The sequence below is a fragment of the Moorena sp. SIO2C4 genome (assembly GCF_010672485.1).
GTDB classification, from domain to species: Bacteria; Cyanobacteriota; Cyanobacteriia; order Cyanobacteriales; family Coleofasciculaceae; genus Moorena; species Moorena producens.
The window spans coordinates 1-11,020 of the sequence record NZ_JAAHGN010000129.1; the positions used below are offsets into that span (position 1 = coordinate 1).

Below are 11,020 nucleotides of genomic sequence, written 5' to 3' on the forward strand. Positions count from 1 at the left end.
CAAGGTGAAAGCCTTTGCTGTTGGTGGTGCTGACTATCACCAAGCCATTCCAGGTTGAGGAAGTTTTAGCCCGTGTGGAGAATCAATTGACTCTGCACAAGCTACAAACACAACTGATTGAGCAAAATCAACTGCTGCAACAGGAAATTCGCGATCGCATTTCCGCCCAAACTGCTTTAGAAGCCCTCAATCAAGAACTTGAAACCAGAATCCAAGCTCGCACAGTGGAACTAAGAGATTACTTAGAACAGCTACGCAACTTGGAATCGCAATTGCGTCAATCACTGGAGCGTGAAAAAGAAGTCAGTGACCTTAAATCTCGGATTATTTTTACCATATCCCATGAGTACCGTACACCTTTAATGACAATTCTATCCTCTGTGGAACTCCTAGAACAGTACCGTCATAAATTGACTGATTCTCAGCAAGTTAAACATTTTTGGCGGATCCAAGGTGCGGTCAAACATATGACTACCCTAGTCAATGATTTATTATTCATTAATCAAGCAGAATTCGATAAGTTAGAATTTCAACCAGTTGCTTTGAATTTAGTAACATTTTTTCAGGAGTTATTCTGCCCAATTCAATCAAGCCTTGGGGCTAAACATCGGCTACTATTTAGTAGTAAAAGAGACTGGGAGCCAATATTAGGAGACCCCAAAATTATTAGACAAATTCTGAATAACATCATCTCCAATGCCATTAAATATTCTCCCGATGGTGGGACTATTTTAGTACAGCTAAACGGAGATGAAGAGAAAGTAATCTTACAGATAATTGATCAAGGTATTGGCATCCCTAAAGAAGACCAACCAAAATTGTTTGAGTCTTTTAGTCGTGCCAGTAATGTGGGTATAATCCCAGGAACAGGACTAGGGTTATCAATTGTCAAAAGTTGTGTAGACTCACACGGTGGTAAGATTCACGTGGAAAGTGAAGTGGGTGTTGGAACAACCTTTACCATCACCTTGCCCAAGAATTTACCAGAAGAAGACGAATAAGCCGGTCACCTAATTACGCAGCAATTGGTATACAATAATAAATTGTGCCATTATTATAATCCGTCAATGCCTAAACTAAAAAGCCGCAAATCAGCTGCCAAGCGTTTTAGAGCTACTGGCAGTGGTAAAATAAGACGCCGCAAAGCGTTTAAAAATCACTTACTAGAACACAAGACCTCAGAACGGAAGGGGCGCTTGTCTAAACTGACCTTGGTAGACGAACGGGATGCGGATAATGTTCGCCTGATGTTGCCTTATATGTAAATCTTAACAGAAGACCTAAACTGCTAACACTACTAAACTAACATACTAGCTAGAATCAACCATGACACGGGTAAAACGCGGTAATGTCGCTCGTAAGCGGCGCAAAAAAATTCTCAAACTTGCTAAGGGGTTCAGAGGTTCCCACTCGAAACTCTTCCGCATTGCTAACCAACAAGTGATGAAAGCACTGCGCAATGCCTATCGTGATCGCCGCAAGCGCAAGCGGGATTTTCGACGTCTGTGGATTACTCGCATTAACGCAGCAGCACGTCAAAATGGCATTAGCTACAGCCAGCTGATGGGTCAAATGAAAAAAGCCAATATCCAAATTAACCGCAAGATGTTGGCACAGCTGGCAGTTCTGGATCCAGATAGCTTTAACAAAGTGGTGGAGTTAGCGGCTAAAGCTGAGTAAGCATATGCGCTACGCGCACGCTACGCGCGTCTGCGGTCAGCCGTCAGCTTTTGGCCATTCGCGTAGCGTAGCCATAGGCCAAGGCTAATGGCTGATAGCTGAATGCTTAGCAACCTGAGAAACTCTGGTTTTGGGTAAATGGGTAATCCGTAAGGGTAAGGCTTGTTGAGGGTAAAAACCATCTTTGGTTCTTTTGATTATTATAGATTATAAGAATTATCCCATCCAAATTGAATTGGGAGTTAATTGCTATTTAATTGGTATTGTTTTTTCAGGCAAGTCCCTTAAGCAAGACCGATTACCTTACCTTTTTGCGAATTTCGATTCCCCGACCGATGCTTAAGCACAAGTTCTTCAACTTTGGTATGGTCTTCGGATTGACGGCGATGTCTTTTTTGACACCGTTACGGGTTGGGAGTGCTCAACTTGAGGAAATAGAGCAGCGGGGTCAGTTGATTGTTGCTGTCAAAGATAATCTGCGCCCTTTGGGATATAGGGATGCGGATGGCAAGTTACAAGGATTGGAAATTGACTTAGCACGACGTCTAGCAGAAGAACTGTTAGGTAATTCTGATGCGGTGGTGTTGCAGCAGGTGGGAAATCTTGACCGACTGAAGGTGGTTTTGGACGGTGAAGTTGACCTGACAATTGCTAGAGTCACAGCCACAGCACCTCGCCGCCGATTAGTGGATTTTAGTATCCCCTACTACCTGGATGGCACGGGTTTGATTACTAAAGACCCCTTAATTACCAGATTGGGTGATCTCCATAGCAGAACCATCGCCATACTCAATCATTCTAGCACAATTGCTGTCGTGCAGTATGCTTTACCGGAATCTAGGGTGGTGGGAGTAGATTCCTACCAAGAAGCGCGTACGCTTTTAGAAAATGGTAGGGCTGATGCTTTTGCTGCCGATAAGAGCATTCTCAGTGGCTGGGTACAAGACTATCCTGAGTATCGGATGCTACCAGTGTGGCTCTCGGGTGAAGCCTTGTGTGTGGTGATGCCTAAGGGGTTACAATACACCAAGCTAAAGCAGCGCGTGAATCATGCGATCGCACGTTGGCAAGCAGATGGTTGGTTAGCTCAACGAGCTACTGCTTGGGGATTACCATTAAGAAGAAAAACTGTCAAACCTTATGAATGATACACTGCCAACTATTTATCTTTCCGTTTTGCTAGTCCTACTTGCTGGTGTTACTTTCGCGGTGCTGCGCCAAGTTATCAAAACTCGTAGAATTGAAACCACTCTCTCTCGGTTGGAGAAAAAGCTGCAAAAAGACCGGGGGACAGTTATAGAGTATTACGAGTTGGGCAGTATTTATGCGGACAAGAAGCTATTTGGTCAAGCTATCCTGCTATTTCAAAAAGCATTGAAAGGGACTGATGCTGACGAAGAAAACCTTGGTCCTGTCTATAATGCTTTGGGTTTCGCCTATTGTGCTAAAGAACAGTATGATCTGGCTATTCGCCAGTACAAAGAAGCCTTGAAGCAAGAGCCTGGATATGTCACAGCCCTCAACAATCTCGGTCATGTTTACGAGCGCAAGCAATTAACTGCTCAGGCGTTAGAAGCTTATGATGAGGCGCTCAAATATGACCCCAAGAATTCTACCGCTAAGCGTCGAGCAGAATCCCTCCGGAAACGCTTGGTTACACCAGCATAACTGAAGTATTAACGATCAACTATCAAGTAAGCTGTTCAGCTAGGGTGGGCAAAAGGTTGTCACAGATAACCTGAACTTAAGAATCTATCACTTTTGTCCACCTTTGAGCCAAATCGAAAACAGTAGCACCAGCACAAGACAATGCCAGACACACATATTCGCTTTGATTGGGCAATCAAAAAACTGCTGCGGAATAAAGCTAACTTTGGTGTTTTGGAAGGGTTTTTAAGCGAGTTGTTGCATTTCGATATTACCATCAAAACCCTTCTCGAAAGCGAAGCTAATCAAGAGACCCTCGATGATAAAAGCAACCGGGTTGATATTCTCGCTGAAACCACTGATGGCGAGCTCGTCCTGATTGAAGTACAAAACAACCCTCAACACGATTATTTTCACCGTATGCTCTACGGTGCGTCTAAGTTAGTCACCGAATACTTAGATAAAGGTCAAGAGTACGGTCAAATTAAAAAAGTCTACTCAATCAATATAGTCTACTTTAACCTGGGCATGGGAGATGACTATATTTATTCCTATCGGGGAGAGTTCGTTGGAGCTAATCTCGGAGATATCCTACAACCGACAAAAACTCAGGAGTTTAAATTTCATATCAATAAAGTCGCAGATATCTTCCCAGAATACTACCTGCTGAAAGTAAGGAATTTTAAGGATTTAGCGAAAAACCCCTTAGATGAATGGATTTATTTTCTGAAAAACAGCGACATCAAAGCGGAATTTTCGGCCAAAGGCATAGCCGAAGCTAAGGAGGCGCTACGAGTTAATAATTTATCAGAACAAGAACGAGCCGCTTACGAGCGTTATCTCAACAACAAGCGTGACGAAGCCAGTATGCTGAGTACCCAAGAGCTTGAGACTAAATGGCAAGTGGAACAAGCAGAAATCAGAGGTATTGAAAAAGGTATCCAACAAGGGAAACAAGAAGGTATTCAACAAGGAAAAAAAGAAGAAAAAATAGCGATCGCCCGTTCCTGCCGGGAACAAGGTTTAGATGTGGAAACTATTATGAACATCACCCAACTTTCTCGGCAAGAGATTGAATCAATTTAGAATGTAGAATGTAGAATTCAGAATTGATAATTCTACATTCTACATTCTACATTCTTCATTCACCATTCACCATTCACTCTTTCTTCCTTAAGATAACAAGACAATGCCAGACACACATATTCGCTTTGATTGGGCAATCAAAAAACTGCTGCGTAATCAAGCTAACTTTGGTGTTTTGGAAGGGTTTTTAAGCGAGTTGTTGCATTTCGATATTACCATCAAAACCCTTCTCGAAAGCGAAGCTAATCAAGAAACACTCGATGATAAAACCAACCGAGTTGATATTCTCGCTGAAACCACTGATGGTGAGCTGATCCTGATTGAAGTACAAAACAACCCTCAACACGATTATTTTCACCGTATGCTCTACGGTGCGTCTAAGTTAGTCACCGAATACTTAGACAAAGGTGAAGAGTACGGTCAAATTAAAAAAGTCTACTCAATTAATATAGTCTACTTTAACCTGGGAATGGGAGATGACTATATTTATTCCTATCGTGGAGAATTCGTTGGGGCTAATCTGGGGGATATCCTGCAACCGACAAAAACTCAGGAATTTAAATTTCACATCAATAAAGTAGCAGATATCTTCCCAGAATACTACCTGCTGAAAGTAAGGAATTTTAAGGACTTAGCGAAAAACCCCTTAGATGAATGGATTTATTTTCTGAAAAACAGCGACATCAAAGCCGAATTTTCGGCCAAAGGAATAGCCGAAGCCAAGGAGGCGCTACGAGTCACTAATTTATCAGAACAAGAACGAGCCGCTTATGAGCGTTATATCAACAACAAGCGTGACGAAGCTAGTATCCTGAGTACCCAAGAGTTTGAGACTAAATGGCAAGTGGAACAGGCAGAAATTCGAGGTATTGAAAAAGGGATAAAACAAGAAAAAATAGCGATCGCCCGTTCCTGCCGGGAACAAGGTTTAGATGTGGAGACTATTATGAAAATCACCCAACTTTCTCGAGAAGAGATTGAATCAATTGAGAATTGAGAATTGAGAATTGAGAATTATACATTCTCCGTTCTTCATTCTTCATTCTCCATTCTTCATTCTCCATTCTTCATTCTTCATTCTTCCAGCAAGCCATCACAAAACGCCTTCAGTTCCGGATTGACATAACTATTTCTGGAATTACTACGTAAGTAAGCACAACCCCTAGCTAAGAGTCCATCCAGGGTGTCCACCCGCCACAGCTTGATGGTATAACCGTCTATGGTAGCCAGTTGCGTCCCATCTGGGTGGAAAACCAGGCGAGTCCCCTCGAATTGGGCAATTTGCCGACCCGCTAAATCCCACAGGCGCACGGTACGGTCACGTCCAGCGCTAGCGAGCAATTGACCATCAGGGCTAAATTCCACCTGGTCAACTTTACTGTGATTGTCTGTAAATGCTTGGACTTGCCCAGTGTTGACATCCCACAATCTCACGATTCCGTTAACTCCAGCACTAGCTAGCAGCTGACTATCCCAGCTAAATTCCACCTGGTAAACTCTACCCTGATGCCCCTTCAATTCCTCGACTTGCCTAGTTTTGATATTCCAAACCCTCATGATTCCGTCAAGTCCAGCGCTAGCCAGCAGCTGACCATCCCAGCTCAATGCCATCTGCCAAACCCAACCCCGATGCGCCTTCAAGTCCTGGACTTGCCCAGTGTTGAGATCCCAAACCCTTACGATTCCGTCAAGTCCAGCGCTAGCCAGCAGCTGACCATCCCGGCTGAATTGCAACTGCTGAACTAAACCCCGATGCCCCTTCAATTTTTGGACTTGCCCAGTGTTGATATCCCACAATCTGACGATTCCGTCAACTGCAGCGCTAGCTAGCAACTGACCATCCCAGCTCAATGCCATCGGCCAAACCCAACCCCAATGCGCCTTCAATTCTTGTTGGACTTGCCCAGTGTTGATATCCCACAATCTGACGATTCCGTCACCTCCAGCGCTAGCCAGATGCTGACCATCCCGCCTAAATGCCACCTGCTTAACCCTACCCTGATGCTTCACAAGTCTAGGCTCCTGAATCTGGTCAAGAATCCGTTGTAAAGCAAGTATTGGACTAGCACCAGGATAGTCTTTCAAGGGAGTATTTTTCGTGACCATTGCTTTCAATGTTTTCCCGGTCTCCATAGCTGCTAGTAAGGCATCAAACGGGCTATCCTTAAATTTATCAAGATGTGTAACTCCTGCTCGTTCTAGTTTTTCTACTTCTTGCTTCCTTTGCTCTAAAATCCGCTTTTTTTTATCAACTTTATTCCGAATCGGACCTACTAAATAATCATGAACCAACTGATAGCAATCTTCCGTTCCTGGTTGAATTTGAAACACTAAACCAGAGCCTACTATAATCTCCAAAATCAGGCTGATATCCTCTGGAGGTAAAGTTAATACACTAGCTAATTCAGTCTCGGTTCTTAAGGGTCTCAGTTGCTTGTCATTGGTCAATAAAAACAACAATTTCCAGGTATTTTCTCGGTGTTTTGCTCCACAATCAGTAACCACAGCCTCCAGATAACGCTCTACTAGTTTTTCCTTATCGCTACCTTGCTTATACCTCTCCAAGGTGACAATTTCCTCGGTTTCTAATTGTGCTCCCACTACCTGCAACTCAATCGGACGCACTTCTCCCGTTTCTGCTGCTAAATCTTTGACCAATTGCTCAATTAACTCTGGTTCTAAGGAAAACTTAGCTTGCTCCGTTAACCGTTCAATCACTCTTTTGGCCTGGGATTGAGTAAAATTTCCTAAGTAATAGATAACATCCTTGCTGAGAATATCATTATTGACGACATCTAAACTAATTAGGCGGTCATTACACTCTAATAAATAATAGATATAATCTTCTCGCAAGGCCAGAATTACCTTCACGGCCTCAAGGGTTAGACAGTCCTTTAAGAATTGATAAAAAACTCGCCGTTGCTGTGGCTGAGGATACTGAAATAAAAATTCTTCAAACTGGTCGAAAATTAGAACCGTCAGTCGATTAGTGTCACCATTTTGTCGCAGCTGGTGGAGAATTTTACCCAGAATTTCTTTTCCATCTCCCCCCTGGTCTGTTCCAATTATCCTTTTAGCCAAGCTATGCTGCCACCGTTTATAAACTGTCAGCAACACTGGCTCCACATCCCGAGCGGCAATAATCTCTTGCTGTAATCTAGGAATTAAACCAGACTGAAGTAGAAAACTTTTACCGACACCGGAGGAGCCACAAATTACCGTTAGTTTGTGGTCTTTGCGAGCAATACGCTCAACTAAGTCATTAATCGCTTGCTCTCGACCAGAGGCAGCAATGGGATCAGCCACAATTCGCTGCTTTTCCTCTACCGTTGCCTGAGTATCCCTAATTCGTTGGTTGAGGGACAATCGACTAGGTCCGAGAAATGCCCGAAACCGGAACTGATACTCGATGGATTGCTGGTATGCCTTAACTGAGAAGGCTCTTTGATACTCCCCTTGGTCAAAGTAGAGCTGTCGCAATTCTGCCAGAATTTTAATATATAGATAAGGATTAAAGTTAGGTAGGGTTTGCTCTTTGGCAAGCTCAAGATGGGCAATCGCGTCCTCGGGTAGACTGAGATGCTTGTAGGCTCTGCCTAAGGATAAGCGATACCAACCTTGATGAAGTCCCCACGCCCAGTCCAACTGCTCCCGAGTCAGGTCACCAGGGAGTTGAACAGAATTCTTGGCCTTGGTAAGGATGTCCAGTGCTTTAGTTGCCAAGTCCTTGACCCAATGCCATTGGGAGCGAGCGATGGCGACTTCTGCGGCTAGAATGCCGTAATCATGGGCAAGCCAGACCGGGTTGGGATATTGTTGATGGAGGGTTAAGGCTTTTTTACCTAACTGCTCCAACTCATCCCATCGCCCTAGTCTTTGTAGAATTTCTCCCAAGGTATTGATAAACTTAGCCACTAAGTCGGGACGCTGGGCTTGCTCAAAGCAGTCATGCGATCGCACAAAATATTCCCTAGCCCGTAGGCAATGTTGCTTATGCTGATTCCGGTTTTGATCGGCATAGGTACGGTACAATTGCCCCATATGGAAAAGAACACATCCGTATCGGATTAGATATTCGCGGTCGGCAGAGCGGGAAGAGGGGTAAGCTCGCAGAAGACGTTCCCACAGGTCTATACTTCGTTGATAATGCTCTTGGGACTGCTTGAGATCATCGGGAATTCCTCGACCTAAAATAAATTCCACACTAGCTTCTAAGTCTAGCGCTAATTCTACCTGCCGATGTTGCAAGTCTTGCCAAGCTTGGCGTAAGTCAGCCAGCTGCTGGTTACTGAGATTATGTTTATGGTTAAGAACCTCAGCAGCTCCAGCGGCTAAGACTTGAGCAAACCCAAGATCAGTAACCTGTTGGATAAATTCGATTACGTCAGCGGTAGAGATTTGAAAGTCCAGGGGTGAACCGGTTCCCCAACTGGCCAAATCCCTGGCGGAGTGCAGGAATTGGGAATAGACTCGATCATCTACCCAAAATAAAACCGGGACATGGAACTGTTTCCGAAACTCTTCCCGGACTCGATTGGCTAATCTGAGCAGTTGCTCAAGGTTTCTGACCACCTCAAAGCCATAAACCATAATCCCTTGGGGCGGTTGTTGTGCCAGTTGGGATTGAATGTGGCTGTATATAGTCCTGTAGAGCTGAGTGACCTCCGGAGTTAGCCCAATCGGGAGAATCTCTACGGAACAAACCTCGGCCAGCTGTTGAATCAACTGGTCTCGCCACTGGGTATAATTACAATGGGCAAAGATTAAGGAAAATTCCTTTTCACCGGCTCCCATTTCCATTGCCCAAGCCAGCTGCTTCAATAGCTGTTGATGATCATCCTGTGGCTGACGATTAGTCATTGAGTTATGGCAATGGGTGTAATGGTGTTTCCAAATTCAACGAAGCAATAATTGCTAATATCAATCTCAAAGCGCATTCTTGCTAACCCAATTCCCAATTCCCGATTCCCGATTCCCGATTCCCGATTCCCGATTCCCAATTCCCGATTCCCGATTCCCAATTCCCGATTCCCGATTCCCGATTCCCGATTCCCGATTCCCGATTCCCTGTTCCCTCAGCTATAACTTGCCCGTTTCTACCAGAATCGGATTGACTGTAAACCAAGACCCTTGAGCGTCATAGTATTCATACACAAATAGACTACGCACCAGCACCCGATAATGGTCGTCACCACTTACTTCTTGGCTCTGATGCACCTGACGCAATAATTCCCACTCCTTTTCATCAATCGCTAATCTGATTTTATTACAGCGACTACGAATAACCTGGTCTAACCCTGCTCGGGATAGCGGTAACTTGCCTTCCACCATAATCCAATCCCGAATCATTGCCAGTAACTCCCGCACATGACCACCACTGATAGAACAGAGTCTGTCCAGGGTTTCCGGTGCATCAAACACTTCCGGAATCTTCTGCAACCGTTGCGCTGATGCTAGCTTAGGAAAAGCTCTAGCCATTACCATGGCTCTGAGCCTTGCCATTCCTTCCTCACATTCCTTACCATTCCGTTGCGTCACTGGCACCATTGGCAACACCTTCGGCTCAACCCCGAAACGATTGGTAAGCCGGACGATATCATTACAAAATCGTAGCCCTAGGGGCATCGTATATATAACATGACAGTTGAGTTGGCGCAACTGTTCTCCCCGGTCTACAAATAAATATTCCGGTTGTGGTCTGCCCCAAGGCTTGGGCACAATTTCCACCCGGTCAAGGTTATCCACGATTACCACTAGTCCCCGTTTTCCCTGGTGTTGGAGTTGAGCGATCGCAGGCTCAATCAACTCGGTATTAATAACATCAATAATCGTTTTGGTACGAGGTTCGATATAATCCCGCAACCGATTACGCAAGGTAGGGCTATTTTTGGTTTTCGTGGTAATTTTGGCAATCCCTGCCGATAAGGAATACTCTCCCTGTTTTTCCTTGACCCCAAACTCACCAACCTTGGGAACCTTAACCTCAACCCCAGTTACATCGGAACCCAACAATGTGGTAATTTCCTGTAGGAAAGCTTTAAAGCCTTGTAGCGGTAACTTAACCTGGCTAGCTTCCAAACTTTCACTGACCTGGCGAGCAATAACTAATAAAATATCCCCCACATCCACATCATTCATTTCCAAGTCTTGATCCGACTCGAAGTAAACCACATGAAAGTTTTCTGCTAGCAACTCAGCCTTGAGTCGAGATAATTCCGTAGACTTCCCACAACCAATATGTCCGGTAAATAATTGACAGGTGGGCTGGTCTTCGGAGAATAGAGTAATTTGCGCTTTCAGTTGCTGAATCAGTGCTCCCCCCCGGACAGAAGAAAAATCGATATAGAGCTTCTGGTCTTCTGGCTGGGTTAGATCAAGGGTTTTGCTGGGGTTAGTGGCTTTGTAAAACTCGGTGAAATTTAGAGTCATCAGGTGTGGGGTGTGGGGTGTGGGGTGTCAGCTCATCAAGGGTTCAAGACTGATTAGAGTCGATGCCTGGTATTACCCAGGGCACCTCTCCTTCAAATCCGGACGTGAAAGTTTCCCCTCATCCGGCTCCTGGATATCCTAGTCTTTCGACTTGCCCCCGTGGATGTTTTGGTGACAA

At 44.6% G+C, this 11,020-nt stretch carries 11 protein-coding genes; 8 read left to right on the plus strand and 3 right to left on the minus strand.

All coding sequences use genetic code 11. The features are described 5' to 3' along the window. Positions 1-26 precede the first annotated feature (26 nt). The 3 genes from F6K20_RS09680 to rplT all read left to right on the plus strand — a co-directional run bounded on the left by F6K20_RS09680 (position 27) and on the right by rplT (position 1,680). A complete protein-coding gene (locus F6K20_RS09680) occupies positions 27-1,001 on the plus strand; it encodes a sensor histidine kinase (RefSeq protein WP_287294525.1) in 975 nt (324 codons plus the stop codon). 66 nt (positions 1,002-1,067) lie between these two features. After that, positions 1,068-1,265 carry a 50S ribosomal protein L35 gene (gene rpmI, locus F6K20_RS09685; protein WP_008186584.1) on the plus strand — a complete coding sequence of 66 codons (198 nt, stop codon included), beginning with the start codon at positions 1,068-1,070 and terminating at the stop codon, positions 1,263-1,265. Between the two features lie 61 nt (positions 1,266-1,326). Beyond that, positions 1,327-1,680, plus strand: a complete 354-nt coding sequence (gene rplT / locus F6K20_RS09690; protein ID WP_008186586.1) for a 50S ribosomal protein L20 — start codon at positions 1,327-1,329, stop codon at positions 1,678-1,680. 20 nt (positions 1,681-1,700) lie between these two features. On the opposite strand, the gene F6K20_RS09695 is transcribed toward rplT, so the two are convergent. Further along, a complete protein-coding gene (locus F6K20_RS09695) occupies positions 1,701-1,862 on the minus strand; it encodes a hypothetical protein (protein WP_287253670.1) in 162 nt (53 codons plus the stop codon). A gap of 153 nt (positions 1,863-2,015) precedes the next feature. Between F6K20_RS09695 and F6K20_RS09700 the strand changes: the two genes are divergently transcribed. From F6K20_RS09700 to F6K20_RS09715, 4 genes are all read left to right on the plus strand, one after another. Next, on the plus strand, positions 2,016-2,828 hold the full coding sequence (locus F6K20_RS09700; RefSeq protein WP_008186587.1) for a transporter substrate-binding domain-containing protein: 813 nt from the start codon (positions 2,016-2,018) through the stop codon (positions 2,826-2,828). Continuing rightward, positions 2,821-3,348, plus strand: coding sequence for a tetratricopeptide repeat protein (locus F6K20_RS09705; protein ID WP_008186589.1), 528 nt, complete (start codon positions 2,821-2,823; stop codon positions 3,346-3,348). The genes F6K20_RS09700 and F6K20_RS09705 overlap by 8 nt, the downstream gene beginning before the upstream one ends. 141 nt (positions 3,349-3,489) lie before the next feature. Beyond that, positions 3,490-4,413, plus strand: a complete 924-nt coding sequence (locus tag F6K20_RS09710; protein ID WP_287266212.1) for an Rpn family recombination-promoting nuclease/putative transposase — start codon at positions 3,490-3,492, stop codon at positions 4,411-4,413. 103 nt (positions 4,414-4,516) lie between these two features. Next, positions 4,517-5,410 carry an Rpn family recombination-promoting nuclease/putative transposase gene (locus tag F6K20_RS09715; RefSeq protein ID WP_287266209.1) on the plus strand — a complete coding sequence of 298 codons (894 nt, stop codon included), beginning with the start codon at positions 4,517-4,519 and terminating at the stop codon, positions 5,408-5,410. A 77-nt stretch (positions 5,411-5,487) separates the two neighbouring features. On the opposite strand, the gene F6K20_RS09720 is transcribed toward F6K20_RS09715, so the two are convergent. Beyond that, the gene (locus F6K20_RS09720; RefSeq protein ID WP_008186595.1) at positions 5,488-9,273 is read right to left on the minus strand and encodes an nSTAND1 domain-containing NTPase; all 3,786 of its coding nucleotides are present in this window, start codon (positions 9,271-9,273) and stop codon (positions 5,488-5,490) included. A gap of 51 nt (positions 9,274-9,324) precedes the next feature. Between F6K20_RS09720 and F6K20_RS09725 the strand changes: the two genes are divergently transcribed. Continuing rightward, entirely contained in the window at positions 9,325-9,498 is a 174-nt protein-coding gene (locus F6K20_RS09725) for a hypothetical protein (RefSeq protein ID WP_154659850.1), read from the plus strand. On the opposite strand, the gene F6K20_RS09730 is transcribed toward F6K20_RS09725, so the two are convergent. Continuing rightward, the gene (locus F6K20_RS09730; RefSeq protein WP_287266208.1) at positions 9,493-10,842 is read right to left on the minus strand and encodes a P-loop NTPase fold protein; all 1,350 of its coding nucleotides are present in this window, start codon (positions 10,840-10,842) and stop codon (positions 9,493-9,495) included. The genes F6K20_RS09725 and F6K20_RS09730 overlap by 6 nt on opposite strands. Positions 10,843-11,020: the final 178 nt, after the last annotated feature.

Bases quoted from the DNA above. Each gene is read 5' to 3' on its own strand.
- rpmI (WP_008186584.1), top strand. From the start codon at position 1,068: ATGCCTAAACTAAAAAGCCGCAAATCAGCTGCCAAGCGTTTTAGAGCT.
- F6K20_RS09715 (WP_287266209.1), top strand. From the start codon at position 4,517: ATGCCAGACACACATATTCGCTTTGATTGGGCAATCAAAAAACTGCTG.
- F6K20_RS09705 (WP_008186589.1), top strand. From the start codon at position 2,821: ATGAATGATACACTGCCAACTATTTATCTTTCCGTTTTGCTAGTCCTA.
- F6K20_RS09700 (WP_008186587.1), top strand. From the start codon at position 2,016: ATGCTTAAGCACAAGTTCTTCAACTTTGGTATGGTCTTCGGATTGACG.
- rplT (WP_008186586.1), top strand. From the start codon at position 1,327: ATGACACGGGTAAAACGCGGTAATGTCGCTCGTAAGCGGCGCAAAAAA.
- F6K20_RS09720 (WP_008186595.1), bottom strand. From the start codon at position 9,273: ATGACTAATCGTCAGCCACAGGATGATCATCAACAGCTATTGAAGCAG.
- F6K20_RS09710 (WP_287266212.1), top strand. From the start codon at position 3,490: ATGCCAGACACACATATTCGCTTTGATTGGGCAATCAAAAAACTGCTG.
- F6K20_RS09695 (WP_287253670.1), bottom strand. From the start codon at position 1,862: ATGGTTTTTACCCTCAACAAGCCTTACCCTTACGGATTACCCATTTAC.
- F6K20_RS09730 (WP_287266208.1), bottom strand. From the start codon at position 10,842: ATGACTCTAAATTTCACCGAGTTTTACAAAGCCACTAACCCCAGCAAA.